The 26,815-nt window shown below is 36.6% G+C and carries 27 protein-coding genes and 1 other annotated feature; of the genes, 4 read left to right on the top strand and 23 right to left on the bottom strand.

The window, feature by feature from the left end:
- Positions 1 to 62: 62 nt before the first annotated feature.
- The 14 genes from BLP98_RS02210 to BLP98_RS02145 form a co-directional block, all read right to left on the bottom strand.
- Positions 63 to 1,136, bottom strand: a complete 1,074-nt coding sequence (locus BLP98_RS02210; protein ID WP_074481700.1) for an ABC transporter substrate-binding protein — start codon at positions 1,134 to 1,136, stop codon at positions 63 to 65.
- Positions 1,129 to 1,920 carry an ABC transporter permease gene (locus BLP98_RS02205; protein WP_074481699.1) on the bottom strand — a complete coding sequence of 264 codons (792 nt, stop codon included), beginning with the start codon at positions 1,918 to 1,920 and terminating at the stop codon, positions 1,129 to 1,131. The genes BLP98_RS02210 and BLP98_RS02205 overlap by 8 nt, the downstream gene beginning before the upstream one ends.
- Positions 1,917 to 2,708, bottom strand: a complete 792-nt coding sequence (locus tag BLP98_RS02200; protein WP_074481698.1) for an ABC transporter permease — start codon at positions 2,706 to 2,708, stop codon at positions 1,917 to 1,919. The genes BLP98_RS02205 and BLP98_RS02200 overlap by 4 nt, the downstream gene beginning before the upstream one ends.
- Positions 2,695 to 3,846, bottom strand: coding sequence for an ABC transporter ATP-binding protein (locus BLP98_RS02195; protein ID WP_074481697.1), 1,152 nt, complete (start codon positions 3,844 to 3,846; stop codon positions 2,695 to 2,697). The genes BLP98_RS02200 and BLP98_RS02195 overlap by 14 nt, the downstream gene beginning before the upstream one ends.
- A gap of 27 nt (positions 3,847 to 3,873) precedes the next feature.
- Positions 3,874 to 4,776, bottom strand: coding sequence for a UDP-N-acetylmuramate dehydrogenase (gene murB, locus BLP98_RS02190; protein WP_074481696.1), 903 nt, complete (start codon positions 4,774 to 4,776; stop codon positions 3,874 to 3,876).
- A gap of 174 nt (positions 4,777 to 4,950) precedes the next feature.
- Positions 4,951 to 5,430, bottom strand: a complete 480-nt coding sequence (gene folK, locus BLP98_RS02185; RefSeq protein WP_074481695.1) for a 2-amino-4-hydroxy-6-hydroxymethyldihydropteridine diphosphokinase — start codon at positions 5,428 to 5,430, stop codon at positions 4,951 to 4,953.
- A complete protein-coding gene (folB, locus tag BLP98_RS02180; RefSeq protein ID WP_074481694.1) occupies positions 5,427 to 5,789 on the bottom strand; it encodes a dihydroneopterin aldolase in 363 nt (120 codons plus the stop codon). Before folB ends, folK begins: the two co-directional genes overlap by 4 nt.
- 66 nt (positions 5,790 to 5,855) lie before the next feature.
- Entirely contained in the window at positions 5,856 to 6,656 is an 801-nt protein-coding gene (folP, locus tag BLP98_RS02175; protein ID WP_074481693.1) for a dihydropteroate synthase, read from the bottom strand.
- Positions 6,657 to 6,682: 26 nt separating this feature from the next.
- The gene (gene folE, locus BLP98_RS02170) at positions 6,683 to 7,246 is read right to left on the bottom strand and encodes a GTP cyclohydrolase I FolE (RefSeq protein ID WP_074481692.1); all 564 of its coding nucleotides are present in this window, start codon (positions 7,244 to 7,246) and stop codon (positions 6,683 to 6,685) included.
- 36 nt (positions 7,247 to 7,282) lie between these two features.
- Positions 7,283 to 8,536: a bifunctional folylpolyglutamate synthase/dihydrofolate synthase gene (locus tag BLP98_RS02165; RefSeq protein ID WP_074481691.1), complete on the bottom strand. Its 1,254-nt coding sequence runs from the start codon at positions 8,534 to 8,536 to the stop codon at positions 7,283 to 7,285.
- 184 nt (positions 8,537 to 8,720) lie between these two features.
- On the bottom strand, positions 8,721 to 10,436 hold the full coding sequence (gene pabB, locus BLP98_RS02160; protein WP_074481690.1) for an aminodeoxychorismate synthase component I: 1,716 nt from the start codon (positions 10,434 to 10,436) through the stop codon (positions 8,721 to 8,723).
- Between the two features lie 12 nt (positions 10,437 to 10,448).
- Positions 10,449 to 11,333 (bottom strand): EamA family transporter RarD, encoded by an 885-nt coding sequence (rarD, locus tag BLP98_RS02155; RefSeq protein ID WP_074481689.1) that lies wholly within the window; start codon positions 11,331 to 11,333, stop codon positions 10,449 to 10,451.
- The gene (gene thrB / locus BLP98_RS02150; RefSeq protein WP_074481688.1) at positions 11,320 to 12,186 is read right to left on the bottom strand and encodes a homoserine kinase; all 867 of its coding nucleotides are present in this window, start codon (positions 12,184 to 12,186) and stop codon (positions 11,320 to 11,322) included. Before thrB ends, rarD begins: the two co-directional genes overlap by 14 nt.
- 55 nt (positions 12,187 to 12,241) lie before the next feature.
- Positions 12,242 to 13,528, bottom strand: coding sequence for a homoserine dehydrogenase (locus tag BLP98_RS02145; RefSeq protein WP_074481687.1), 1,287 nt, complete (start codon positions 13,526 to 13,528; stop codon positions 12,242 to 12,244).
- Between the two features lie 220 nt (positions 13,529 to 13,748).
- On the opposite strand from BLP98_RS02145, the gene BLP98_RS02140 reads away from it, so the two are divergent.
- Both BLP98_RS02140 and BLP98_RS02130 read left to right on the top strand, forming a co-directional pair.
- The gene (locus BLP98_RS02140) at positions 13,749 to 14,693 is read left to right on the top strand and encodes a polysaccharide deacetylase family protein (protein WP_074481686.1); all 945 of its coding nucleotides are present in this window, start codon (positions 13,749 to 13,751) and stop codon (positions 14,691 to 14,693) included.
- 543 nt (positions 14,694 to 15,236) lie between these two features.
- A complete protein-coding gene (locus BLP98_RS02130) occupies positions 15,237 to 15,782 on the top strand; it encodes a TetR/AcrR family transcriptional regulator (protein ID WP_234792771.1) in 546 nt (181 codons plus the stop codon).
- A gap of 34 nt (positions 15,783 to 15,816) precedes the next feature.
- Here BLP98_RS02130 and BLP98_RS02125 read toward each other — a convergent pair whose 3' ends face one another.
- The 3 genes from BLP98_RS02125 to rplJ form a co-directional block, all read right to left on the bottom strand.
- Positions 15,817 to 16,143: a hypothetical protein gene (locus BLP98_RS02125; protein ID WP_074481683.1), complete on the bottom strand. Its 327-nt coding sequence runs from the start codon at positions 16,141 to 16,143 to the stop codon at positions 15,817 to 15,819.
- Positions 16,144 to 16,290: 147 nt separating this feature from the next.
- On the bottom strand, positions 16,291 to 16,659 hold the full coding sequence (rplL, locus tag BLP98_RS02120; RefSeq protein WP_009854351.1) for a 50S ribosomal protein L7/L12: 369 nt from the start codon (positions 16,657 to 16,659) through the stop codon (positions 16,291 to 16,293).
- Positions 16,660 to 16,726: 67 nt separating this feature from the next.
- The gene (rplJ, locus tag BLP98_RS02115) at positions 16,727 to 17,230 is read right to left on the bottom strand and encodes a 50S ribosomal protein L10 (RefSeq protein ID WP_074481682.1); all 504 of its coding nucleotides are present in this window, start codon (positions 17,228 to 17,230) and stop codon (positions 16,727 to 16,729) included.
- Between the two features lie 29 nt (positions 17,231 to 17,259).
- Positions 17,260 to 17,396 (bottom strand) — a sequence feature (ribosomal protein L10 leader region).
- A 400-nt stretch (positions 17,397 to 17,796) separates the two neighbouring features.
- Between rplJ and BLP98_RS02105 the strand changes: the two genes are divergently transcribed.
- Positions 17,797 to 19,905: an ATP-dependent Clp protease ATP-binding subunit gene (locus tag BLP98_RS02105; RefSeq protein ID WP_074481681.1), complete on the top strand. Its 2,109-nt coding sequence runs from the start codon at positions 17,797 to 17,799 to the stop codon at positions 19,903 to 19,905.
- Positions 19,906 to 20,122: 217 nt separating this feature from the next.
- Positions 20,123 to 20,791, top strand: coding sequence for a DUF1275 family protein (locus tag BLP98_RS02100; RefSeq protein WP_074481803.1), 669 nt, complete (start codon positions 20,123 to 20,125; stop codon positions 20,789 to 20,791).
- A gap of 33 nt (positions 20,792 to 20,824) precedes the next feature.
- Here BLP98_RS02100 and mmuM read toward each other — a convergent pair whose 3' ends face one another.
- From mmuM to BLP98_RS02070, 6 genes are all read right to left on the bottom strand, one after another.
- Positions 20,825 to 21,769: a homocysteine S-methyltransferase gene (gene mmuM, locus BLP98_RS02095; RefSeq protein WP_074481680.1), complete on the bottom strand. Its 945-nt coding sequence runs from the start codon at positions 21,767 to 21,769 to the stop codon at positions 20,825 to 20,827.
- Between the two features lie 10 nt (positions 21,770 to 21,779).
- Positions 21,780 to 23,156, bottom strand: a complete 1,377-nt coding sequence (locus BLP98_RS02090) for an amino acid permease (RefSeq protein ID WP_074481679.1) — start codon at positions 23,154 to 23,156, stop codon at positions 21,780 to 21,782.
- Positions 23,157 to 23,292: 136 nt separating this feature from the next.
- Positions 23,293 to 23,886 (bottom strand): ribosome biogenesis GTP-binding protein YihA/YsxC, encoded by a 594-nt coding sequence (yihA, locus tag BLP98_RS02085; RefSeq protein ID WP_074481678.1) that lies wholly within the window; start codon positions 23,884 to 23,886, stop codon positions 23,293 to 23,295.
- Positions 23,887 to 23,896: 10 nt separating this feature from the next.
- Positions 23,897 to 25,126: an ATP-dependent Clp protease ATP-binding subunit ClpX gene (gene clpX / locus BLP98_RS02080; RefSeq protein WP_074481677.1), complete on the bottom strand. Its 1,230-nt coding sequence runs from the start codon at positions 25,124 to 25,126 to the stop codon at positions 23,897 to 23,899.
- A gap of 226 nt (positions 25,127 to 25,352) precedes the next feature.
- A complete protein-coding gene (locus BLP98_RS02075) occupies positions 25,353 to 25,847 on the bottom strand; it encodes a dihydrofolate reductase (RefSeq protein WP_074481676.1) in 495 nt (164 codons plus the stop codon).
- Positions 25,848 to 25,930: 83 nt separating this feature from the next.
- A complete protein-coding gene (locus BLP98_RS02070; protein ID WP_074481675.1) occupies positions 25,931 to 26,770 on the bottom strand; it encodes a thymidylate synthase in 840 nt (279 codons plus the stop codon).
- Between the last annotated feature and the right edge of the window lie 45 nt (positions 26,771 to 26,815).

Genomic DNA, 26,815 nt, shown 5'->3' with positions numbered 1-26,815 from the left:
ACTTTAAGCTGATTTCGACCTCATCAAAAAAAGAGCTTGGAAAAATCCAAACTCTTTAATAATCATTTACGATACATCTTAAATTGTAAGTACAAATCATTGTAAATACCAAGCCATTTTTGGCCAAGATTATCATAAACCTCTAAATGTTTAAATGTTTCTGTTGGCGGATAAAATGCTTTATCTTCCTTAACCTCATCAGGTAAAAGCTTTTTAGCCTCATCATTTGGAGTGGCATAGCCAATGTATTCCGCATTTTGTGCAGCATTTTCAGGTTTTAACATGAAGTTAATGAAAGCATAAGCTTCTTTGATGTGTTTAGCTGTTTTTGGAATCACCAAATTATCAAACCAAAGATTTGATCCCTCGCTAGGCACCACATAATGCAAATGCTCATTAGAATCAAGCATTTCACTAGCTTCACCGGAGAAAGTAACGCCAATTGCAGCATCACCATTTATCATATAACCTTTCATCTCATCACCAACAATAGCTTTGATATTTGGCGTAAGATCATCTAATTTCGCTGAAGCTGCATTTAATTCTTTCATAGACTTGGTATTTAAGCTATAGCCAAGTGTTCCAAGACCGATTCCCATCACTTCTCGAGCACCATCGACAAGCATGATGTCATTCTTATATTCTGGCTTCCACAAATCTGACCAATGTTCTGGAGCTTTATCAACCATGGTATCATTGTATACAATACCAAGCGTTCCCCAGAAATATGGGACTGAATAATCATTATTCTTATCAAAACTCATGCCAAGATATTCTTGACCAATATTATCTAAACCAACAATTTTTGATTTGTCCAATTTGATCAGAAGATTTTCTTTGCGCATCTTATCAATCATATAATCAGACGGAACGGTAATATCGTAAGTTGTTCCGCCTTGTTTGATTTTAGTGTACATTGATTCATTGGAATCAAATGTCTCGTACTGCACTTCAATTCCAGTTTCTTTGGTGAATTTTGTAATTAAATCTGGGTCAATGTAATCTCCCCAGTTGTAAATCACTAATTTATCAGATTGACTTGAAGAACTTGAGGTCTTTTGCATGTATATTGAAACACCAAATAAGATAAGGGTTACCGCAATAAGTCCAAAAACAAATGAATATAATCTACGCATCACGTTCTCCCTTCTTATCTTGTGAAATAAAGTAATAGCCAATTACAAGCAAGACACTAAAGATAAAGACAATCGTTGAAAGTGCATTGATTTCAAGGGAGATTCCTCGTCTTGCACGTGAATAGATTTCAACAGAAAGCGTTGAAAATCCATTACCAGTAACAAAGAAGGTCACGGCAAAATCATCTAGTGAATAAGTAAACGCCATGAAGAAACCTGATATGATACCAGGTGTAAGATATGGCAACATAACCTCTTTAAGCATTTGCCATGGTGTTGCCCCTAGGTCATAGGCAGCATTAATCATATCATCATTCATTTCCTTAAGTCGTGGCAAGACCATAAGCACGACAATTGGAATTGAAAAGGCGATATGACTAAGCAAGACTGTCATAAATCCAAGATTGAAATGGAAAATATCAGCCAAACGAGTAAAGAGAATCAAGAAACTTGCACCAATCATAACATCCGGTGCCACCATCAAGATATTATTCATCGAAAGAATTGATTGTTGGTGTTTACGACGTGCTTGATAGATGAAGATTGCTCCAAATGTTCCAATCGCTGTTGCAATAATCGAACTCAAAAAGGCTAGAAAGAAAGTTTGCACCAAAATCAGCATCAAACGATTATCAGCAAACATTTCTGAATAGTGTTCCATGGTAAAACCAGTGAAACCATTCATATCACCGCCTTGATTGAATGAGTAGAAAATCAGATAAGCAATTGGAATGTATAGGATGATAAAGACAAATGTCAAATATAAATTCGCAAATTTTTTCATTTTCGTCTCTCCTTAGTCATCCACATAATCACAAGCATTGCCATGATCAAAATCACACCAATGGTTGAACCCATTCCCCAGTTTTGTGTTGTTAAAAAGTGTTGTTCAATAGCCGTACCAAGAGTAATGACTCGGTTACCACCAATCAAACGTGTCAACATGAACAAACTCAAACTAGGAATAAAGACTGACTGAACACCACTTCTTACACCATTTAATGATAGTGGAAATATAACCTTAGTAAATGTTTGGAAATTATTCCCACCCAAATCATGGCTGGCATTGATAAGATTATCATCGATGTCATCCAATGCATTAAAAATCGGTAAAATCATAAATGGAATTTCAATGTAAGAAGCAACAAAGATAAATGAAAAATCTGTGAATAAAATTTGTTTTGGACCAATACCGACAAATGATAAGAAGGCGTTAACGCCACCATGTTGTCCAAAAATCCCCATAAAAGCGTAAGCTTTTAACAAGAGATTAATCCAAGTTGGCAAAACCACAAGCATTAACCATAACTGTTTGTGCTTTAGCTGCGTTAAAAAATAGGCAGTTGGGTAAGAAATCAACAAAGTTACTAAGGTAATAATAGCTGCGTACAAAATCGAGTTAAAACTCATTCTTAGATAAGTCCAAGAACTAAAGAAAGTCTTGTAATTAGCCAAAGTAAAATGACCTTGAATATCAAAGAAAGACTGCCATAAAATCAAAATGACTGGAGCAATAACAAACAGCAGCAACCATAAAATATATGGAATCGAGAAGAAACTATTTTTCTTCATTTCGCTCCTCCTCAATTGCATGAATCAAACCATCTTCATGCTCTTCCATTTCAACATATTCCTCAAGACGGGCATCAAATTCTTCTTCTGTTTCATTAAGGCGCATGATGTGAATGTCCTCAGGTGTAAAATCAAGACCAATCACTTCGCCCTCAATCGCCTTACGAGTTGAATGAATCATCCATTCATTGCCAAGCTCATCATGTGCGATAATTTCATAATGCACACCACGGAAAAGCTGTGTATCAACTTTAACACGTAATTTTCCTTCTTCTGGCATGGTAATTTGCAAATCTTCTGGACGAATCACCACTTCAACGGCCTCATTTGGTCGCATACCACCATCAACAGCCTCAAAACGTTTTCCATTAAATTCAACCAAGTAATCTTCAATCATCTTACCTGGTAAGATATTTGATTCTCCAATAAAGGTTGCTACAAAATGGTTAATTGGTTCATCATAAATATCAACTGGTGTACCAGATTGTACGATTTCGCCATCGTTCATGACAAAAATCCAGTCTGACATTGCTAGAGCTTCTTCTTGGTCGTGTGTAACAAAGACAAAAGTAATACCAAGACGTTGTTGCAATTCACGAAGCTCGTATTGCATCTCTGTACGTAGTTTTAAATCCAAGGCTGATAAAGGCTCGTCCAGCAAGACAACACGAGGCTCATTGATAATAGCACGCGCAATCGCAACACGTTGACGTTGACCACCAGATAACTTCTGAATTGGACGTTTCTCAAAACCAGCCAAACGTACCATTTTTAACGCTTCACCCACACGTCGTTCGATTTCTTTTTTGTCAACTTTTTTTAATTTTAGAGGAAAAGCGACATTTTCAAAAACATTCATGTGTGGGAAAAGAGCGTAATTTTGAAAAACGGTGTGAACATCACGCTTATTAATGGGAATATCATTGATACGTTCTCCATCAAGGAAAACATCACCAGTTGTTGGTTTTAACAAACCAGCAATGATATTTAAAATCGTTGATTTTCCTGAACCAGAAGCACCAAGTAAGGTATAAAATTTTCCTTCTTCAAGTTCAAAATTAATGTCCTTTAAAACAACAGTACCGTTATCTTCAAATACTTTTGATACGTTTTTAAATGCAATAATTGGATTAGTCAATTCTCATAAAACCTCCATGGAGCTTCTTTAATCTTTTTTCTCGCCGATAATGCGAACTTCACGTTCTAAGCGAACGCCTGAATTTTTCTCAACAGTGTCAATAACGTAAGCAATCAAGTCTTCATAATCTTGAGCTGTACCGTCAGCGACATTTACCATAAATCCGGCATGTTTCTTACTAACTTCAACACCACCGATGCGATGTCCTTTCAAATTAGCTTCTGTAATTAATTGACCGGCAAAGTGTCCCACAGGACGTTTAAATACTGAACCGCAAGATGGATACTCAAGAGGCTGTTTTAATTCACGTAAGTGAGTCAAACGTGCCATTTCTTGTTCAATCAAGACATAATCACCTGGTTTAAGGCCAAATTTCGCTGAAATCACAACATCTCCGCTATCTTGAACAGCTGAATGACGATAACCAAATTTCATATCACGTGCTTCAATTGTCTTAATTTTACCTTCTTTGGTAAGGACTTGTGCTGAAACCAAAACGTGTGAAATTTCACCACCGTAAGCACCAGCATTCATAAAGACAGCACCACCAACGCTACCTGGAATACCACAAGCAAACTCAAAACCTGTTAAGCTATGGTATTTGGCAATACGTGTTGTCTCAACCAAGTTAGCACCAGCTTCTGCTTCAATAACATAACCGTTCACTGTAACGGTATTTAATTTATCAAACATGATAACAAAACCACGGATACCACCATCACGAACAATGATATTACTAGCATTTCCAAGTACCATCCATGGAATATCATTTTTGTTAGCGAATTCAACAATACGAATTAATTCATAACGATTACGTGGAAAAGCGAGATAGTCTGCTGGACCTCCCACTTTAGTGTACGTATATTTTTTTAAAGGTTCGTTAACACGAATATCAATTCCTTTTAGTTCATCATTTAAAAATTCTAACATTTTCTTCCAACTCTAAAACTATTAATCAAAATTATAGTAACCATTTGATTAAAATCAACTAATACCTTGAAAATATTATTAGCTCATTTACGATCAAATGATTTTTTTATTTACTAAAAAAGTCGGCATAAAGCCGACCTTAATTATAACAAAAAAATCAGCTTTTGACGATATTTAAGACTGAAGTTTTCGCACTTCTTCAAGATTTAATGTTTTTAAATAAGATGTAATCGATTCGCCACAAAGCTTAAGTGATGGGGCAATCTCATGAAGAGGCACAAGAACAAATGCACGCTCTGTCATATATGGGTGCGGTACTTTAAGATTATCTGTTTCAATACGTTCTGTACCATACAAAAGAATATCAATATCAATCGTACGTGGACCCCAATGTTCATGGCGAACACGATCCAAGTCTTTCTCAATTTGCTGGCAATCTAACAATAACTGCTGCGCAGATAAGCTTGTCTCTAATTCACAACAGATATTCAAAAAATCATCTTGGTCAGTCTTACCCCAAGCAGCTGTTTCATAGAATGAAGAAACAAGTGTAACCGATGTTTGGGGAAGTTGATTTAGTCTATCAAGAGCCGCATCAAGATAAGCTTTTTTATCTCCTATATTGCTACCTAAACTCAAATAAACTTTAGTCATGCTCGCTCCCGTTCTAACTCAACCCCAACAGAATCATAATGTCCGTTAATCGGCGGATTTTCTTTAGAGATTTTTAAGGTGATTGCTTGAACAGGTGGAAATTGATCAAAGATATCTTGGCAAATCGCACCAGCTAAACGTTCAATTAATGCATATTTGTTTTCTTCCACCTGCTTTTTGATGGCTTCAAAAACTAAGCCATAGTGAACAGTATCTTCAAGATGATCTGATTGTGATGCCTTTTGTAAATCTACAGATAACGTACAATCAATAACAAAAATTTGACCCAAAGTCTGTTCTTCCTTAAAAGCCCCGTGATATCCGTAAAATCGGCAACCCTTTAAATGAATTTTATCCATATTCTTGCTAACAAAGAAGAAAGTCTGAGAAAGCTTCTCAAACTTACCCTTCTTCTCTTACTCCTTTCAAACGAGTTGACTAATCACTTTAACGATGTCTCGATTGACATCAACATTATGAACTCGGACAATTTGGCAACCCTTAGCAATCGCCCAAGCAGATAATGCTGCTGTTCCCATATCACGTTCTGTTGCAAGAGTGCCACCACCTAGCAGATAATCAACTGTGCGTTTACGTGAAATACCAAAAAGAACTGGATAACCAAGCTGACAAACAGCCTCTAAACCTTGTAAAAGTTCAATGTTTTGTGCTTCATTTTTAGCAAAACCAAAACCAGGATCAATCCAAATATTTTCACGTGCAACTCCAGCATCAAGTGCTGCCTGAGCACGCTCAGTCAAGAAATCACAGACTTCTTTGGTGATATTGTCATATTTTTCTTCTTCCTGATTATGCATCAAGATAATTGGAACATTTTTTTCGGCGGCTAGTGCCAGCATCTGACCATCATAAAGACCTGCCCAAACATCATTTAAAATATCGGCACCAGCTTCTAAGGCTGCACGGGCTGTTTCAGTCTTATAAGTATCAATACTAACCAAAACATCAAATTTTTCTTTTAATGCTTTGATGACTGGTACAACACGATCGATTTCTTCTTGAGCTTCAACAAAGGTATAACCTGGACGTGTTGATTCGCCACCAACATCAATGATTTTAGCTCCTTCAGCAATCATTTTTTCAGCTTGAGCAAGGGCTTTCTCAACCGATGTATACGACCCACCATCAGAGAATGAATCTGGAGTAACATTTAAAACGCCCATAATACAAGCTTTTCCATCAATATCGTGTTTACCAATTTTCATAACAGTCCCCTTAGCAATCTATCTAACTATTTTCCTAAAATCAAAGATAAAATTTCTTTACGTTCTTCACGATCTTCTTTAAAAATACCTTTAGCAACGGTTGTCACTGTTTTGCTGCCTGGTTTTTTAATACCACGCATTGTCATACACATATGCTCAGCTTCAATCATCACAAAAATACCTTTTGGGTGAAGCGCTTCTTCCAAAGCTGTAGCTACTTGCTCAGTCAAACGTTCTTGCAACTGAGGACGTTTACTAGCCACTTCAACAGCACGCGCTAATTTACTAAGACCAGTTACACGACCATCACTTGGCAAATAAGCAACATGAGCTTTCCCATAAAAAGGAACCAAGTGGTGTTCGCACATTGAGTAAAACGGAATATCTTTAACGAGAACAACTTCATCATGATTTTCAGTAAATACGGCTGTAAATTGATCTTTTGGATCTTGATTTAACCCTGAAAACATCTCTTGATACATTTTTGCAACACGTTTAGGAGTATCTAATAACCCTTCGCGTTTTGGATCTTCTCCTAAAGCTTCTAAAAGTTGGTAAACTGCTGCTTCGAGTTTTTCTTGATTTGCCATTTTCTTTTCCAATCTTTTTATTTTTTCTATTATAGCTTAATTTTGCTGTCTTGACAAAAGTACAGGACGTACTTGAGAAATGAAGTAAAGTGAGCCAGTAATAAGATAAAAATCTTCTTGACTACCAAAGTCAATCTGATCAATCCAATCTTGCCATTTAGCAACTTTATGGTATTGACTTGGGTATTTTTCTAGCGGTAAAGCATTGTGATAAACAAAACTTGTCACATCAACATCAGATAACTGACTGAGTAATTCAAGCATTGAATCAATAGGCTTGGTATCGATCGCTGCAAATAAAATATGCAAGTGTTTATCTTTATATTTTTGCATAACATTAACAAGAGCTTGAACACTTTCATTGTTATGAGCCCCATCAATCATGACATTAGGAAAGACTAATTCTGTACGTCCTACCCAATGCGTTTGAGCTAAACCAGCCTTGATAAACTCCTTAGTCACTTTCGGATACTGATCACGTAACATAAGTGCTGCTGTAATCGCAAGACTGGCATTACTGATTTGATGTTTTCCTGGCATAGCTAATTCAACTTGTCCAAGAGTGTCTTGTCCTTGATAGTCAAAACCATTTTCATTTTCTTTTACTGAAAAATCTTTACCAAATTCGTAAAGTGGGCTATGACAAGCCTCGGCTTTGTCTGCAAAAACCTGACAAACATCCGCACGATCTGTTGCAAAAATAAATGGTACCTTTTCTTTTAAAACACCAACTTTTTGCGCAGCAATTTCTGCATAAGTTTGCCCTAAAACATTCTGGTGATCTAAACCAATTGACGGGCAAAGGACTGCCAAAGCCTTAAAGAGATTCGTTGAGTCATAAAGGCCACCCATTCCAGCCTCAATAATCGCAATGTCTACTGGATGCATGTGACCAAAATATTCAAACATTAAGACAGTAATAACTTCAAACTCTGTTGCAGGTTCCAGATCAGTTTCAACAGACAATCGTTCCACAACTGGACGAACACGTTCAACCAATTCAAGAAAATCTTTTTCTGAAATCATTTGCCCATTTAAGCTGATACGTTCACGAAAATCGACAATATATGGTGACGTAAATGTCCCAACTTCATAGCCAGCCAGTGAAAAAATATGTTGTAAATAGCTAGTAACTGATCCTTTACCATTTGTCCCGACAACATGAACAGCGGCAAGCTTCTCTTGAGGATTACCAAGTTTTTCTAGCATCCAAGCCATTCGCTCTAATCCAGGCTTAATACCAAATTTTAACTTGCCATGAATCCAATCTAAAGCTTCTTGATAATTCATTTGATGAATGTCCTACTATGACCAAAAGTTGTTGACATTAAAAATAAGATTGAGACATTTACCTCTAAATCTTTCAATGATAAGCTTTTAGCGCATATACCTTTCTCTTATAAAAATACAATAACACTTCTATTATAGCACAAGCAAGCTCAATCTAATGATTTTAGACAGAGCTACTTGCTATTTAAATGACAGTAATTTCATAAACACCACGAACACTGTTACAAGCATATAGATGACTGGCTCTTGCTAAATCAGCTTCTGTCAAATAACGCTCAACAACACGTCCTTCTTTTATAAGACGCTGACGACAAATACCATTTAAAATGCCAACGTCAACTGGTGGTGTGTACCATTTACCGTCTATTTCTAAAATTAGATTGCCAATGCTCGTCTCTTGAAGATAACCATTTTCTGAAATATAAATACTCTCATTTTCACTACTTGGAAGATGAGGACGATAAGACGTCTTAAAATAGGTAAATGGCGTTTCAATCGACTCATTACGCTTAACAAGCCTAGCTTGCAAATATGATTGTGGCAGTGCTTGAAGTTTCACAGTTTCAAACTTAAATATTCCCTTACGATTCAGTGACAGTCTCATACGATAATCACAATCATCTAGTTTTTTAAGCTGACTTGACAAGTTGGCATAAAACATCTTTTCTGAAAATGGATAAGCAAAATACCTTGCTGATTCTTTCAAGCGCTTAATATGCTCCTCTAAATAGATGACTTGCTTGCCAGATACTTTTGCTGTGGTAATTAAATCGAATTTTGGTTGATTACGATACAAAACCGCAGATTTATCACACGTTTCCTTAAACTCGTCTTTCCAATTACTACCCCAAGTAATGCCGCCGCCAGCACCATAAATCGCTTGACTGCCATGCTTTTGAATGGTACGAATACCAACATTGAAAATAGCATCATCATTGGGTAGACAAATTCCGATTGCTCCACAGTAAACACCACGAGGATGGGGCTCTAGCTGGTCGATAATCGACATGGTAGCAATTTTCGGAGCGCCTGTGATTGAACCACAAGGAAAAAGAGCAGAAAAAACATCTAAGAGAGTTTTATCGGTCTGTAACTGGCTTTCTATAGTTGAGGTCATTTGCCAAACTGTTGAATATTGCTCAACATCACAAAGTTTGGTAACCTGAACACTACCAATTTCTGAAATACGTCCCATATCATTGCGTAACAAATCAACAATCATCATGTTTTCAGCACGATTTTTACTATCATGTGCTAGCCATTCTTTGTTAGCCAAGTCTTGCTTGTCAGTGTTACCACGGGCAACTGTTCCTTTCATCGGACGTGTCACTAACTGTTGCCCCTTTTTCTTAAAAAATAACTCAGGACTGACAGACAAAATGGCAAAATCATCGTGTTCAATATAACAATTATAAGCTGCTTCTTGTTCAACCACTAAATGATTATATAACTCAAAAGCATCACCCTCTAATTGACTCGTTAATTGCAAAGTATAGTTTACTTGATAGGTATTTCCCTGCCTGATTTCTTCTCTAATCTTATGAATAGCTTTCTCATAATCAGCTTTTTTTATTTTTGACTGCCAATGTTTTGGCAAAAAGACGGATTTCTGTGATTGATTGGGAAAAGCTTCTTTTTTGGCAGCCTGATGGACCGTAAAATAAGCAAGATACTCACCAGAAAGAGGCTGCGATTTGAGTGTAAACTTTTCATCAAAGGTTTTTCCAGCCTCATAACTTAGATAACCAACAACATAGTAACCTTGTTTTTGATAATCTTCTACTGCTTTTAAGATTTTCTTAACATCAGCTACTGATTTTGTTGCTAGCTCTGCTAAAGGTTTCTCGAAAATCAAACGCTGACCTAGTTCCTTAAAATCAACAACAGTCTTTTTGTGCATATTAGCTCCAAACTACTTATTTTTTCGCATGACAATTAATTGTCCAAGAACAAAAACAACAATGGCTATCCAGATAAAGACAAAACCTTTGAGCTGTCCTGAAGCTATTGTCTCCTTAAAAATGAGAACTGCAATAATCAATTGAATGGTTGGATTAATGTATTGAATGAACCCAATAATGTTTAACGGTGCCCGTTTAACAGCTTCGGCAAATAACAGCAAAGGAACAGCTGTTACCACGCCAGAAAGTATTAATAAACTATTTTCAAGCCAAGTATAATCCAGCATACTTTCTTTACTAAAGGCTAATAAATAGATTAAAACAAATGGTGTCACTAGGCTACTCTCAACCAGCATCGCCACATCACTTGAAAGCCTAATATTTTTCTTGACCAATCCATATAGACCAAAAGATAGGGCTAAAATGATTGATACAAGTGGTATTTGGCCAGTGTCAAAGGCTAAAACGCCTACACCTATTCCTGCAATGATAATAGCTAGAGTCATCCATGGACTCAAACGCTCGTGTAAGAAAATCATAGCCAGTAAAATCGAAAACAGTGGCATAATATAATAACCAAAACTTGCTTGTGTCGCCTGGCCATGAGCTACCGCATAAATATAGATGAGCCAGTTAATGGCAATCAAAAAACTTGCCATTACCATCTGAAACAATTTTTTCTTGTTGGTTAATAAGTCATGTATTTCGCTTCGATACCGCTTTTGATTACGTGAGAGCACCATATAAACTAGCATAGTAAACACCGTAAAAATAATACGATAAGAAAAGGTGTTATATGAACTAACACCTGAAAGTAATTTCCAATAAAGGGATAAAAAGCCCCATAAAATGTAGGTTACTAAACCAAGTAGAAAACCTAAATTAGTCTTTTTCAACAAAAACTCCTTTAGTATCTACATGTAAAGCAACAACTTCACCATTTAAATGAAGTGATTTAATAGCTTCAAAAACATCTGTTTCTTGCTCTTTTGATGCCAAAACCATAATAGTTGGTCCTGCTCCTGAAAGATAAGTTGCATAAGCTCCAACTTGATGCGCTTTTTCTTTAATCTGAGCAAATTCTTTAACTAATTTTTGACGGAAACGTTCATGGAAAAGATCTTCTTCAATAGCTTTCCCAGCTTTTTCCAAATCACCTGTCAAAAGCGCCGCAATAGCAACATTGGCAATTGATGAGGCTGCTACTGCTTCTTTGTAAGAAAATTGAACAGGTAAAACATTACGGCTATCGCTTGTTTTTAATTCATAGTTTGGGATAAAAGCAACAAATGATGCTTCTGGGAAAGTAGCCACTGTGCTATTTACTTTTCCGTCAACGTATGATGACACCACTAGATTACCAAAAATAGCTGGCGCTACGTTATCTGGATGCCCTTCAATTTTAGTTGCAAGTGTCAATTTTTCATCATCAGACAGGTTCAAGCCAGCCAATTGATTGGCTAACTCAATTCCTGCAACAATAACAGATGATGATGATCCTAAACCACGTGCCAAAGGAATGTCAGAAATCATCTTAATACGATGAGGTTTTAAATCTGATTTCACTTGCAAAGCAGTTGTAATCAAAAGGTTGTTTTCATCACTTGGAACATCACCTAAATCATGCAAGACTTCCCAATGGTCAGCAGGCTCTAAAACCTCGATAGTCAAGTACTTAGAAACCGCAACACCGACAGAGTCAAAACCTGGTCCAACATTAGCAGAGGTTGCTGGTACTGTAATTTTCATATCACTATTAACGCTCTAATGAGCTTTCCTTTCACTTTTAAACTGTTACGTTTTCTTATTCACCCAATACTTTAAGTGTATTCAACACTTTGAAATCTTCTTCAGCTTCCAATTTTTCAGTAACTGCAGCCAATTGTGTCTTGCTCATTGAATGAGTAATGATGACAACACGTGCACGAGTACCATTTGCTTTTTGTTGAAGCACTTGTTCAAATGAGATATTTTCTGAATTGAAAATTTCAGCCAAACGAAGCAATTGTCCTTTTTTGTCAGGTGTATTGATGGCGAAATAGTAATGGCTAGTCACTTCAGATGGGTCTGCCAAACGTGTTTCACGAGCAAATTCGTTAAATGATTTACCAACATTACCATCTTTGATACGACGGCAAATACGAATAATATCTGCTGTTACAGAAGTTGCTGTTGGTTTTTGACCAGCACCTGGTCCATAGTACATTGATTCGCCGATGCCGATAGATTCAACAAAGACAGCATTCATAACGTCGTTTACGCTTGCAAGTGGATGAGCTTTTGGCAAGAATGTTGGAGACACTTCAGCTGAAATACCTGATTCCACTTCACGAACATCACCAACAAGTTTAATCACATAACCAAGTTTTTGAGCGACAGCAACATCATCAGGTGTAATTGTTGTGATACCTTTGTGAGCCACATCATCAAAATCAATCGTCATACCAAAACCAAATTGACTAAGAATAACGGCTTTATAAGCGGCATCAATACCTTCAACGTCATTTGTTGGGTCGCTTTCAGCATATCCAAGTTCTTGAGCTGTTTTCAATGCATCTTCGTAAGTCCAACCTTCATCGACCATTTTAGTCATCATGAAGTTTGATGTTCCGTTAAGAACGCCCAAAATACGAGTGACTTTATCAGAAGTAAGTGAATTAGCAAGAGTACGAAGAATTGGAATACCACCAGCAACTGCAGCTTCATAATAGAAAGCTACACCCTTGTCTTTTGCAAGAGCAATCAATTCTTTACCATGTGTAGCAATCAAATCTTTGTTTGCAGAAACGACATTTTTACCAGCTTCTAGAGCCTTAGTAATAAAAGTACGAGCTGGTTCGATACGTCCCATCAATTCAATAACAATGTCAATGCTATCATCACTTAAAATCTCATCAACGTTTGTAACAAAGTTATAATCATTTCCGGCAGCCAACAAACGATTTTTTTCTTCATCGTCTTTGACAAGAACCTTAGCGATTTCAATGGTGTCGTGAGCTGCTTCAGTAATTTTTGAATGATTTTCTTTCAAAAGGAAAGGAACACCACTAGCAACTGTACCAAAACCGAGTAAAGCAATTTTTATTGACATCTTATTCTCCTTAGTAAGTAATTTTCGAACGGAAGTCGAGCTAAAGCACTCAACTTCTTCTCAAATAAAAACATTTTCTACATTATACCATAAAATTATTCAGAATTTACAGAAAAATAACGAAGTCTAAAAATCTTTCCCTAATTTAAGGTAAATTCTTTATTCTGTACTAAAAAAGTAGTACAATAAAAGCAGATTTTTATCTACAGGGGAGATTTCCATGAAAAAACGACACAAACACGAAAAAAAGAGCAAGAAACCACTTACCCTCATTAGCTTTATTCTCTTAATAACATGCATTGTCGCAGGTGCTCTGCTCTTTTTTACACTAAAAGAGAGCCACATGATTTTATCATCAGAAAAAACTGAGCAAGTCTCATCAAAATCAACTAAAAATTCCTCAACACCATCATCAACTGAGCAAACCACAATTCATCAAAATACTACTAATGACAATGATACCGTTAATTGGGTTCAACAAGATTCTGATGTTTCTCTTCCGATTTTAATGTACCATGCTATTCACGTTATGGCTCCCGAAGAAGCTTCAAACGCTAACCTCATCGTTGATCCTACAACATTTGAAAGCCATATTCAACGTCTATCTGATGAAGGTTACTACTTTTTAACACCCGAAGAAGCCTATAAAGTCCTTACGGAAAATGTCCTTCCAAACGGAAATCCTAAAATCATTTGGTTAACTTTTGATGACAGTTTATGGGATTTCTATGACAATGCTTACCCCATTTTAAAAAAATATAAAGCCAAAGCAACTAATAACGTTATCACAAGTACTGTTGGAAATAGCGGTAATCTCACACTTGATCAAATATTAGAAATGAAAGATCAAGGCATATCCTTCCAAAGCCACACTTCTAGTCACCCTGATTTATCTGCTAGCAATGCTGACACTCAAAAAACTGAAATGTCCAACGCTAAAAACTATCTTGACGATAACCTTTCACAAGATACAATGACAATTGCCTATCCAGCTGGACGTTATTCAGATACGACACTTCAACTTGCAGCTAGCCTAAACTACAAACTTGGTATCACAACTAATGAAGGAATCGCAAACAAAAACAATGGTTTGTTATCTTTAGACCGTGTTCGCATATTACCAAGCACTAGCGCTGACAGTTTGATTGCAAGTATCACTCAATAATAAAGGCCCATATTGGGCTTTTTTGTATTAAAAAAGAAGTCAGTCAAGACTTCTAAATTATCAATCAATTTTTATGATTTCTTAGTTGCTTCATAAGGCTATAGATAACAAAAGCAAAATTTCCTAAAAAGACTGCCGACCAAAGATAAACGAATATCTTATGATGATGCTCGATATTATAAAAAATTGCAATTAAATAGATTGCCATATAAACCAGTGACATAACATGAAACGAATTTTTCTTTTGCCGCATAACTTACTCTCCCTTTTTTGACCGTCATATGATAACATATTTTCAGATTTATGTCCATTATCAATCAAAAGTAATCATCTTCTATCATAAATACGTTTACATTTGTGGAAAACGTTTTAGAATTATCTTCTTTTCCCCATCACTGCTAAGAGAGTGCTATAATATCTTTAACTAATACTGACTTATATTCCCAATTTTGCCCCAAAAGAAAGGATTATATCATGGTATGCGGTAAGATTAAACAAATTAAAGATACCAAAGACAGACTTTTCTTTGCCCTAATCTGTCTTATGAAAGAAAAGAAATACGAAGATATCAAAATCAAAGAGATTCTTGAACGCTCTGAAATTTCCCGCCGAACATTCTACCGTCATTTTTCAAATAAACAAGAGCTTCTCAACTATTACTTCGAAAAAGTTATTGAAGAATACCTTCAGAAACGTCAACAATTTGCTCAAACACAAAGTTTTGAAGATATGCTATCTGGTTCATTAGAATTTTGGTATAAAGAGCGTGATGTGTTATCAATCTTGATTAAACATCAACATTTTGACCTCTTCTTCCACCAATTCAATCGACGCGCTAAAGAAGTATATGATAGCATTACCCTCCCTTGGTTTGCCTACAGTAGAGATGTTACCAAAATTAGTTATGCCATGGATTTTATCATTGGAGGCTATTACAACGTTTTACGCTGCTGGTTAAAAAAAGAAAATCCTGAAGGGCCTGACGTTATTGCCAAAGACGTCAAAAAGATGATTATCAAAATAACAGAATTTTTCAATCTTGATGTTAGTCAAGAGCTAGAAGATAAGACACTTACAAAAGAACTCTGAAAACTTTCAGAGTTCTTTTGTTTGATAAAGACAACTAGAAAACTTGATGTAACATTGCTAGAATAAAAATCAGAACAAGCAATGATAAAGTCTGTATGAATTTAATTTCACTGGATAAAAGTATCGGATAATTTTTTAGTTTAAGCTTGCTTCGGTACCACTTTGACCAAAGAATCCCTCCTTCTCCAAGGATAACTGTAAAAATTGGATAAATAAAAAGATTTGTTTTACTACCACTTTCATCTACTAAACTATTATTAAAGTGAAGAGCAATCTCTTTCGGTGAAAGGAAAGCTAAGATTATTGTCACTAATATAACCCCTACATACAACAATCGAATATAAGTTGAGAATCTCTTCATTTGACTTCTCCTAACAGCTACTTTTATTCAAATTTTAGTCTTCCATACTATAAATGTCAATTAATAATCTCTTTTCAAAGAACAAAAAAACCGCTAGTCCAAAGACCAGCGGTTCTGTGTTATTAGGCTACTTGAGTAGTTACCTTATTATTTAAGAGTAACTGAAGCTCCAGCTTCTTCAAGTTTAGCTTTGATTTCTTCAGCTTCTGCAGTAGCAACACCTTCTTTAACGTTAGCAGGTGCACCATCAACAAGAGCTTTAGCTTCTTTAAGACCAAGACCTGTAACTTCACGTACAGCTTTGATAACAGCAACTTTTTTGTCACCAGCTGCAGTCAATTCAACGTCAAATGAGTCTTTAGCAGCACCAGCGTCTGCAGCACCAGCAGCAGCTACAGCTACAGGAGCAGCTGCAGTTACACCAAATTCTTCTTCGATAGCTTTTACAAGATCGTTCAATTCAAGGATTGAAGCTTCTTTAATTTCAGCAATAATGTTTTCAATGTTCAATGCCATTGTAGATTCCTCCAAAAATATTAATGTTTATTAGATAATTGTTGGTAGCCTCAGGCTACCATACGCATTAAGCAGCGTCGTCTTCTTTGTTGTCTGCAACTGCTTTGACAGCAAGTGCAACGTTGCGAACTGGCGCTTGAAGTACAGAAAGGAGCATAGATAGAAGTCCTTCGCGGTTTGGCAATGATGCAAGGGCAGCGATTTCTTCTTTTGAAGATACAGCGCCTTCGATTGCTCCACCTTTGATTTCAAGTGCTTCAGCGTCTTTAGCAAAGTCACTAAGAACTTTTGCTGGTGCAACAACATCTTCGTTAGAAAATGCTACTGCAGATGGTCCTACGAAAAGATCTTTCATTTCAGCAAGACCTGCTTTTTCAGCTGCACGAGTCAAGATTGAATTTTTGATAACTTTAAATTCAACACCGTTTTCGCGAAGATTACGACGAAGAACTGTATCTTGTTCAACTGTAAGACCACGTGAATCAACTACAACGATAGATGCAGCGGCTTTCATTTTTTCAGCAACAGCATCAACTAGTTCAGCTTTTTTAGCAATAACTGCTTCACTCATTAGTTTTTACCTCCGTTATTATTTTTGGGCTAGGCACAAAAAAATTCGCACCTAAACCTAGACACGAAAGTACAAATACGTTATTTTCATCATTACGTTTTGTGCCTCGGCAGGAATATTACGAGCACGGCTCCCCTGCTGTCTTAGGTCAGTTTCATTACAAAACCTTAATCATTATAACTTAGATTCTAGAAGGTGTCAACACTTTTTGATTATTTTTTATTAATTTTTTTATTTTTAAGATTTTCTACTATTAAATTACAGGTATATAATCCTTATTCAAAATTTAATTTTTCTTTTGAAATCATATTATAGTATCACTTTAAAAAACATCAAACGCTTACGGTTTAAAAAAATCGTATTTTCTGCGCATAAATCTTTGACTTTTACTGACCAAAGGTGTATTATATCCTCAGAAGGTGATTGATAGGAACAATTGATAGTTCTCTTTAAATACGACCTCTCTACTCCGATATGTAAAGACTAAAGAGAAACTACCTTCAATCTTCCAAATCATAGCATAATATCATTTGGAACTACTTTAAGAATGAAAAGAGGTAATATATATGGCAAACAATCAATTTTATGGAAGAGATCCTTTTGGAAACATGGATGATATCTTCAATCAACTAATGGGCAATATGGGTGGCTATAATTCAGAAAACAAACGCTACCTCATTAACGGACGTGAAGTGACTCCTGAAGAATTTGCACAATATCGACAAACAGGCAAACTTCCAGGGAACCCTGAATACCAGGAAGGCACTCCTACTTCAACTCCTAAAGAAGATGGCATCTTGGCAAAATTAGGAACTAACTTGACTGAACGTGCCCGTAATAACGAACTCGATCCTGTTATTGGACGCAACAAAGAAATCCAAGAAACAGCTGAAATCTTGTCACGTCGTACAAAAAATAATCCTGTTCTTGTTGGTGATGCCGGTGTTGGTAAGACAGCTGTCGTTGAAGGATTAGCGCAAGCTATTGTCAATGGTGATGTCCCTGCGGCAATTAAAAATAAAGAAATTATTTCTATTGATATTGCTGGTCTTGAAGCAGGTACACAATACCGTGGAGCTTTTGAAGAAAATATCCAAAACCTTGTTAAAGAAGTTAAAGATGCTGGTAATATCATTCTCTTCTTCGATGAAATTCACCAGATTCTCGGTGCTGGTTCTACTGGTGGTGACTCTGGTTCAAAAGGTTTAGCTGATATTCTTAAACCAGCTCTTTCTCGTGGTGAATTAACTGTTATCGGTGCAACTACTCAAGACGAATATCGTAACACTATTTTGAAAAATGCTGCACTTGCACGTCGTTTTAATGAAGTAAAAGTTAATGCGCCGTCAGCTCAAGACAGCTTTAATATCTTGATGGGTATTCGTGACTTGTACGAAAAACATCACAATGTTATCCTTCCAGATAATGTCTTAAAAGCTGCCGTTGACTTTTCAATCCAATACATTCCACAACGTAGCTTGCCAGATAAAGCAATTGACTTGATTGATATGACTGCTGCTCACTTAGCTGCACAACATCCTGTTACTGATGTGAAATCTTTGGAAAAAGAAATCGCAGAACAAAAAGAAAAACAAGAAGCCGCTGCCGCTAAAGAAGATTACGAAGCAGCTCTTAATGCCAAAGTGCGTATCGAAGAATTGCAAAAACAAATCGATAATCACACTGAAGACAAGAAAGTTACTGCTACCGTTAATGACGTTGCTGAATCCGTTGAACGTCTAACTGGTGTTCCTGTCTCAAACATGGGAGCTTCTGATATTGAACGTTTGAAAGAATTGGCTAGTCGCTTGAAAGGTAAAGTTATTGGCCAAGACGAAGCTGTTGAAGCTGTTGCTCGTGCCATCCGTCGTAACCGTGCTGGTTTTGACGAAGGTAACCGACCAATTGGTAGCTTCCTCTTTGTAGGACCTACTGGTGTTGGTAAAACTGAACTTGCTAAACAATTAGCTCTTGATATGTTTGGTTCAAAAGATGCTATCATTCGTCTTGATATGTCTGAATACTCAGATCGTACTGCAGTTTCAAAATTAATTGGTACTACTGCTGGTTACGTTGGTTATGATGACAACAACAACACTCTTACAGAACGTGTTCGTCGTAATCCTTACTCAATCGTCCTTCTTGACGAAATTGAAAAAGCAGACCCACAAGTTATCACACTTCTTCTTCAAGTTTTGGATGATGGTCGTTTGACAGATGGTCAAGGTAATACAATTAACTTCAAAAATACTGTTATCATTGCTACTTCAAATGCTGGATTTGGTAATGAAGCTTTGACTGGTCAAGAAGACAAAGACATGAAGATTATGGACCGTATTGCTCCTTACTTCCGTCCTGAATTTCTTAACCGTTTCAATGGTATTATCGAATTCTCTCACTTAACTAAGGAAGATTTGAATGACATTGTTGACTTGATGTTGGCAGAAGTCAGCAAGACTATCGCTAAGAAAGGTATTGATCTAGTTGTCAGCGATGATGCTAAAAAACACCTTATCGAAGAAGGTTACGATGAAGCCATGGGTGTTCGACCACTCCGCCGTGTTATCGAACAAGAAATTCGTGATAAAATCACTGATTTCTACCTTGATCACACAGATGTTAAACACCTTAAAGCTGATATGGTTGACGGAGAACTTGTTATCAGCGAAAAATAAGCCATGTAGTGGCAATTCCAACTTTTCTAAGCACTCCTAATCTCCTAATATCCCAACCTAATTTCCTTAGGTTGGGATATTTTCTACTATATTATACTCTCATATGGTTTTAACAAGATTTTTCTAAAAATCCCCTAGTACCTTATCATATAAAATGTTACAATAAGTCTGTTGACTCTATTAGAAAGAAGGACATGGTGTGAATGATTTAGAATACATGCCTCAGAACAGTCGTTTTGAAGCAGTCTTACTCGGATTTTTAGGTGGAGCCCTAGATGTCTATTGTCAGATTCAATTTGATACACTAGTTGCCACCCAAACCGGAAATATTCTTTTTCTTATCGCTGATATTGGTCATAGCTCACTTCATCAAACACTTATCCGTTTCTACTCAGTTTTCTTCTTTTCACTCGGATTTATGTTTGGATTACGTGTACGTGCTAAAGCAAAAACAGCTTTTTGGCGTGCCTACGCCATCTTACCGTTATTGTTTGTAACCATTGTTTTGCCCCTATTACCAGAAAATCGTTTACTTTGGGTAATTCTACTAGCGCTAGGTACTGGTTTGCTAACCTTAACCTTCTCTGGTAGTCAAATTGAATCGCATGCTTATTCGATTTTGATGACTTCTGGAAATTACCGTAAAATGATTACAGCATGGCATAACTACTTAACCGTTGAAGACAAGACCGCTAAAATGAAACGTCAAGCTGTTAATTACTCTCTAGTTGTTGTTAGTTTCATCTTTGGTGCTGTTTTTGTTGCGATTATCCACCATTTCATTCAAGTCAAAACAATTTGGATAGTATCACTCACATTAGCCACAATCATTTATCATTACACAAGCGTGGTTATCCGCTATCGTCTTCAAAAATCAAATATCTAATAAATAAAAACGTTTGGAAAAATCCAAACGTTTTTATTTTAATTTCGTAGCTAACAATTTAATATCTTCTGGTCTTGTACGACAACAGCCACCAACAACTTTTGCACCTAATTGATGCCATACTTGGCTATTTTCACAAAGCGTGTGTGAATTATCTGGTGATGATTTCCAAGTTTGTGTTGCTCCGTCATAAACTTCACCTGAATTTGGGTAAGTAACCAAAGGTTTCTGAGTGGCAGCACGAAGACCTTTTAACAAACCTGAGATAATAGCTGGTCGACTACAATTGATTCCTAAAGCCAATACTTGCTGACTGCTATCACATAAAGCTGCCACCTCTTCAATCGGTGTCCCATCAGAAATGCTGATAGTATTTTGTGCCGTGAAAGACATGTAAGCTTCCGTATCAGGAAATTCATCTGCTAACAGTTCAATCAAAGCCTGCGCTTCCACTACATTTGGAATCGTTTCGATAGCCAAAAAATCACTACCTGCTGCAAGCAGCGTTTGAATACGTGAGCGATGAAAGTCTTTGAAAGCTTCTTTAGACAGCTGATAATCTCCAGTATACTCTGAGCCATCTGCTAAATAGGCAGCGTAAGGACCAACATCGCCAGCAATCAAAGGATACTGACGCTTTTCTTTCTCATCATCAGATAAACTTTGCCAAAAGTTATCACGAGCATTTTTAGCTAAGTCGACTGTCAAAGCAATCGTCTTAAGTGCTTCTACTTCAGATAAGCCATAATCTTCAAGCCCTTGAACAGTTGCCTGATAGCTTGACGTTGTCATAATATCAGCACCTGATTGCAAGTAATCTTTATGCAAATCTTGGATAACTTGAGGATTTTCAAGCAAGTATTTTGCCGACCAAAGTTTTCCAGAAACGTCATATCCACGATTTTCTAACTCAGTACCTAGCGCCCCATCCAAAATAACATAATCATTTGACGCTAATATTTCTTTAAATTTTCCCATAAGATTTTTCCTACCATTTTTTAAAACGTAAATAATGATACAAATAACACAAAACAATAAACGGAATACCAAAATACAAACCAGCACGCTGTGAAGCATCCCAAGCGATTCCAACAATAGAAATCAATAATAGAATAATTGTAACGTAAGGCAAAACTGGTGTAAATGGTGTTTTATACGATAATTCATCCAAAGAATGATTTTTCAAAAAAGCTTTTCGAAAATGAATCTGTGCTAGTGGAATTGATAACCATACAACCACCACCGCAAAACCTGCAATAGATACCAAAGCAAGATAAACCGTATCAGCCGCATAGATACTTGAAAATAAAGCAAGTACCGCACCAACCATTGATAACAATAAGGCACGCATCGGAACTCCATGTTCATTGATTTTAACAACTTTCTGAGAAAGCATGCCTTCATTTGCCAGGGACCACAGCATACGACTTGATGCATAAAGTCCTGAATTGCCAGCTGATAGAATCGCTGTTAAGATAACAAAATTCATCAAATCAGCTGCAAAGGGAATCCCCATTTTATCAAAAACATCAACAAAAGGGGCCGTTGAAACGCCTGCTTCCTTCATCGGTAAAAGCGAAGCCAAGACAACAATGGTCAAAACAAAGAAAATCACTAAGCGTCCAATAGTTGTTTTAATAGCTTTTGGCACAGCTTCTTTAGGATTATCGGTTTCACCAGCAGCAATCCCAATCAATTCTGTCCCAGAAAATGCATAGTTAACAGCCAACATAACTGAAACAACCGCGGCAAATCCCTTAGGAAAAGCACCATTAGCTGTTAAATTAGTAAATAAAATTGCCTGATGTTGCCCATCAAAACTAACCAACCCAAACATAGCACCAAGTCCTAAGATGATAAAAATGATGATTGCAATAACTTTAATCGAAGCAAAAAATGACTCAGCTTCCGCAAAACTTCGCACACTTAGTGCATTAATGGCAAAGATAACCAACGCAAAAAATGTCGCAAAAATCCAAGTTGGCACTTCTGGAAACCATCGTCCCATTAACATCGCTGCTCCTAAGAACTCTGTTCCAAGTGCTACCGTCCAACAAATCCAGTATAACCATGCCACTGTAAATCCAGTTCCTGGACTGATGAATTTTGTAGCATAGGTATGAAATGACCCTGTAACTGGCATAGCAACTGCTAATTCACCTAAGGATAGCATCACCAAATACACAACAACCGCGCCAACCAGATAAGATAAAACAGCTCCTAAAGGACCTGCCTGAGCAATCGTGTAACCAGAACTTAAAAACAAGCCTGTCCCAATAACCCCACCTAAAGATAACATAAACAAATGTCTACTAGTCATCTTACGCTGGAATTGACCTTCATTTTCAAAATTATGATTTTCCATATACGCCTCTCAATCCGTAATATATCTATCATATCACAAGATTTTAAGAAATGATAATAGTGTTTAACTATCAATCCATTAGTTAAAAACTATAACAATGAAAAAAGCCTGAATCTTTTCATTCAGACTTTCATTATTACAATTCTTCTAAAATGCTATCCCACGCTTCATCCAAACCAGTACGGTCGACTGATGAGAAGACAACAAACTTATCAGATTTATCAAAATTCAATTTTTTCTTAATAGCTGATTCGTGTTTATTCCATTTACCACGTGGGATTTTATCAGCTTTTGTTGCTACCACAATAACTGGAATTTCATAGTACTTCAAAAATTCATACATCTGAATATCATCCGCACTTGGATCATGACGAAAATCAACCAAACTAACAACAGCACGTAAGTTATCACGGCTAACAAGGTATTCTTCAATCATTTTGCCCCATTTAGCACGTTCAGCTTTCGATACCTTAGCGTAACCGTAACCTGGAACATCGACAAAACGCAATTTATCATCAATATTGTAGAAATTTAACAATTGCGTTTTACCAGGTTTACTAGAAGTACGCGCTAAGTTCTTACGTCCTAAAAGCGTGTTGATAAAACTTGATTTTCCAACATTAGAACGACCAGCCAAAGCAATCTCTGGTAGATCATCTTGCGGATAATGTGATTTATTAGCTGCACTTAACAGAAGTGAGGCATTATGGGTATTTAAATACTCAGTCATTCTCTTCTCCTTAGGCAATCTCTAAGATAGGTTTATCTTTACCTTCAACAGCATCTTTGGTGATACGAACCTTAGTAACTTCATCACGACTTGGAATTTCAAACATGATATCCATCATCGTTTCTTCAATGATAGAACGAAGTCCACGCGCACCTGTCTTACGTTCGATAGCTTTGTTTGCGATAGCTTGAAGGGCATCTTCATCAAATTCCAATTCAACACCATCATAAGACAATAAGGTTTGATATTGTTTCACCAAAGCGTTACGAGGTTCAGTCAAGATACGTACCAAATCATCTGTAGTCAATTGTTCAAGAGCTGCGACAACAGGTAAGCGTCCGATAAATTCTGGAATCAAACCGAATTTTTGAATATCTTCTGAGATGATTTCTTGCATATAAGAAGCACCTTCATCAATCTTACGGTTATTTTGTCCAAAACCAATAACTTTTTCACCAAGACGTTGTTTGACAATGTCTTCGATACCATCAAAAGCACCACCAACGATGAAAAGAATATTCTTAGTATTGATTTGAATCATTTCTTGGTTAGGGTGTTTACGACCACCTTGTGGTGGAACACTTGCAATTGTTCCTTCAATAATTTTAAGAAGAGCTTGTTGAACCCCTTCACCTGAAACATCACGAGTAATTGATACATTCTCACCTTTTTTGGCAATTTTATCAATTTCATCAACGTAAATAATACCACGTTCTGCGCGTTCAATATTGAAGTCAGCTGCCTGAATTAATTTCAAAAGGATGTTTTCAACATCTTCACCAACATAACCAGCCTCTGTCAATGATGTCGCATCAGCAATTGCAAATGGAACGTTCAAACTTTTAGCTAGGGTTTGGGCAAGGAATGTTTTCCCTGAGCCAGTTGGTCCGATTAATAAGATGTTAGATTTTTGCAATTCAACATCTTCTTCATCACGACTTTCGGCAAAAGAAACACGTTTGTAGTGGTTGTAAACAGCCACTGCGAGGGCACGTTTTGCGCGTTCTTGACCGACAACATATTCATCTAGAGTAGCTAATAATTCTTTTGGTTTTGGAACTTCCGCCAAATCTGCGAGAACTTCTTCTGCTAACTCCTCTTTAATAATCTCTTGGGATAAAGCCACACATTCATTACAGATAAAAACATTGTTTCCAGCAATAATTTTTTTAACTTCATCTTGGCTTTTTCCACAAAATGAGCAATATACTTTTACATCATTTGTTCGATTTCCAACCATTTTTTGTTCTCTCTAACTCTATTCTTTCTCTATATATTAATTAAAACAAGGTACCATACACGGCATGAATGGTATTTACAACATTAGTAAATGCATTCAAAAACAAAAGGGCAGCCAATCCATAGCGTTTTTTTCGAAGTGCTGGGAGAGCACACAAAAAACAGATAACTGCTAGTAGAGCCGTGAATACACCGAAAATACTTCTTTGCATTCCTTTCTCCCTGTGTTATTTTTCAAAAACTGTAATCGTAAAATCGTAGGCGTTTTTGTCATCTTTTTCATTAAATGACTCAGAAACCTTTTTAAAGTCTTTTAAGTCGACCTCTGGGAAATAAGTATCTCCTTCAAATTCACCATGAACTGTTGTTTTAATAATGGCGTCACAGTAAGGTAAAAAGGTCTTATAAATACTTGCTCCACCGACTACGAAAAGTGTCTTATCATGGTTCTTAAACCACTCAAATACGTCATCCATATCATGAACAACTGTTACACCGTCTGCTTCAAATGTTTTATCACGTGTCAAAATCAAGGTTTCACGACCTGGCAAAATACGACGCTTCATACCGTCAAAGGTCACACGCCCCATCAAAAGAGCTTGTCCCATCGTTGTTTCTTTAAAATGCTTCAATTCTTTTGGGAGACGCCAAGGTAAACCATCATTTACCCCGATTAAGCGATTTTCATCTTCCGCCCAGATAGCAACGATTTTCTTTGTCATATTATCCTCTCATTCATTACCTTCATTTTATCAGATTTCCCATAATATTGCTGAGATATGATACGAAAATCAGATGAAAAAGATTAAATAGCCAAATCAAATTTCAATTGCGGTTTCACTGGATCGTAATCAACTAATTCAAAATCTTCAGGTTTAATATCAAAGAAATCTGTTCCATCTGGCACATTCAAGACCAAACGTGGCTTGCAATCTGTTGGTTCGCGACGCAACAATTCTTTTGCTTGTTCAAACTGGTTATCATAGATATGTAGATTGTTAACAAAATAGAAGAATTTACCAACCTTCCAACCAAAGTGTTTTGCAATCATCATTTGAAGGGCGACATATTGCATGGCATTAATATGGTGTGAAACCAACATATCGTTTGAACGTTGTGTCAATGTCGCATCAAGGTAAATATCACCGTCAACACGACGAACATCGTACATGGTTTGGAAAGCACATGGCAAAAGACCATCTGTATTTTCAAATGCCTCATAATCCCAAAGCGAAATAACATTACGACGATTCCATGGATTTTCTTCAAGTTGTTTTAAAATTTTTCGAATAATATCATGTTTTTTAACAACTGCACCATAACGTTCACCGATTGTACCAGTCCCATCAACTTCCCAGTCATTCCAATATTTTACATTGTATTTGTCGTTTAAGACTGAGAGATCGTTGGTTTGATCTTGGTAAATCCAAAAGATTTCTCGGATAGCACTTTTAATAGGAATAGGACGAAGTGTTGTAATTGGGAACTCACCCTTACTAAGGTCATATTCCGCAAAAGCACCTGTTACATATTTTGAATTTGCTTGCCCACCACTTTGGTAAACAGGACGTGCATTCTCTGAAAATACCCCTTCATTCATAATTTTCTTGATATTTTCTTTAAAAATAACATCTGCTTTAGTCATGCTATCCATTCTCCTTTGATTTTATTGATTTAAAAAAATCATTCC

This window comes from Streptococcus equinus, from assembly GCF_900104225.1.
Taxonomy (GTDB): Bacteria; Bacillota; Bacilli; order Lactobacillales; family Streptococcaceae; genus Streptococcus; species Streptococcus equinus_D.
This window is presented reverse-complemented; position numbering and strand designations above follow the sequence as displayed.

Excerpts from the sequence above, each read along its gene's own strand:
- BLP98_RS02090 (WP_074481679.1), bottom strand. The coding sequence starts at position 23,156 with ATGGAAAATCATAATTTTGAAAATGAAGGTCAATTCCAGCGTAAGATG.
- pabB (WP_074481690.1), bottom strand. The coding sequence starts at position 10,436 with ATGCACAAAAAGACTGTTGTTGATTTTAAGGAACTAGGTCAGCGTTTG.
- BLP98_RS02145 (WP_074481687.1), bottom strand. The coding sequence starts at position 13,528 with ATGTCAATAAAAATTGCTTTACTCGGTTTTGGTACAGTTGCTAGTGGT.
- thrB (WP_074481688.1), bottom strand. The coding sequence starts at position 12,186 with ATGAAAATTACAGTACCAGCAACCTCTGCTAATGTTGGACCAGGTTTT.
- BLP98_RS02105 (WP_074481681.1), top strand. The coding sequence starts at position 17,797 with ATGGCAAACAATCAATTTTATGGAAGAGATCCTTTTGGAAACATGGAT.
- mmuM (WP_074481680.1), bottom strand. The coding sequence starts at position 21,769 with ATGGGAAAATTTAAAGAAATATTAGCGTCAAATGATTATGTTATTTTG.
- BLP98_RS02205 (WP_074481699.1), bottom strand. The coding sequence starts at position 1,920 with ATGAAAAAATTTGCGAATTTATATTTGACATTTGTCTTTATCATCCTA.
- BLP98_RS02125 (WP_074481683.1), bottom strand. The coding sequence starts at position 16,143 with ATGAAGAGATTCTCAACTTATATTCGATTGTTGTATGTAGGGGTTATA.
- folP (WP_074481693.1), bottom strand. The coding sequence starts at position 6,656 with ATGAAAATTGGTAAACACGATATTGATGGAAAAGCTTGTATTATGGGC.
- rplL (WP_009854351.1), bottom strand. The coding sequence starts at position 16,659 with ATGGCATTGAACATTGAAAACATTATTGCTGAAATTAAAGAAGCTTCA.
- BLP98_RS02140 (WP_074481686.1), top strand. The coding sequence starts at position 13,749 with ATGAAAAAACGACACAAACACGAAAAAAAGAGCAAGAAACCACTTACC.
- BLP98_RS02210 (WP_074481700.1), bottom strand. The coding sequence starts at position 1,136 with ATGCGTAGATTATATTCATTTGTTTTTGGACTTATTGCGGTAACCCTT.
- BLP98_RS02100 (WP_074481803.1), top strand. The coding sequence starts at position 20,123 with ATGCCTCAGAACAGTCGTTTTGAAGCAGTCTTACTCGGATTTTTAGGT.
- BLP98_RS02130 (WP_234792771.1), top strand. The coding sequence starts at position 15,237 with ATGAAAGAAAAGAAATACGAAGATATCAAAATCAAAGAGATTCTTGAA.
- folE (WP_074481692.1), bottom strand. The coding sequence starts at position 7,246 with ATGGCAAATCAAGAAAAACTCGAAGCAGCAGTTTACCAACTTTTAGAA.
- folK (WP_074481695.1), bottom strand. The coding sequence starts at position 5,430 with ATGACTAAAGTTTATTTGAGTTTAGGTAGCAATATAGGAGATAAAAAA.
- rplJ (WP_074481682.1), bottom strand. The coding sequence starts at position 17,230 with ATGAGTGAAGCAGTTATTGCTAAAAAAGCTGAACTAGTTGATGCTGTT.
- clpX (WP_074481677.1), bottom strand. The coding sequence starts at position 25,126 with ATGGTTGGAAATCGAACAAATGATGTAAAAGTATATTGCTCATTTTGT.
- BLP98_RS02200 (WP_074481698.1), bottom strand. The coding sequence starts at position 2,708 with ATGAAGAAAAATAGTTTCTTCTCGATTCCATATATTTTATGGTTGCTG.
- BLP98_RS02165 (WP_074481691.1), bottom strand. The coding sequence starts at position 8,536 with ATGAATTATCAAGAAGCTTTAGATTGGATTCATGGCAAGTTAAAATTT.
- yihA (WP_074481678.1), bottom strand. The coding sequence starts at position 23,886 with ATGACTGAGTATTTAAATACCCATAATGCCTCACTTCTGTTAAGTGCA.
- murB (WP_074481696.1), bottom strand. The coding sequence starts at position 4,776 with ATGTTAGAATTTTTAAATGATGAACTAAAAGGAATTGATATTCGTGTT.
- BLP98_RS02070 (WP_074481675.1), bottom strand. The coding sequence starts at position 26,770 with ATGACTAAAGCAGATGTTATTTTTAAAGAAAATATCAAGAAAATTATG.
- BLP98_RS02075 (WP_074481676.1), bottom strand. The coding sequence starts at position 25,847 with ATGACAAAGAAAATCGTTGCTATCTGGGCGGAAGATGAAAATCGCTTA.
- folB (WP_074481694.1), bottom strand. The coding sequence starts at position 5,789 with ATGGATAAAATTCATTTAAAGGGTTGCCGATTTTACGGATATCACGGG.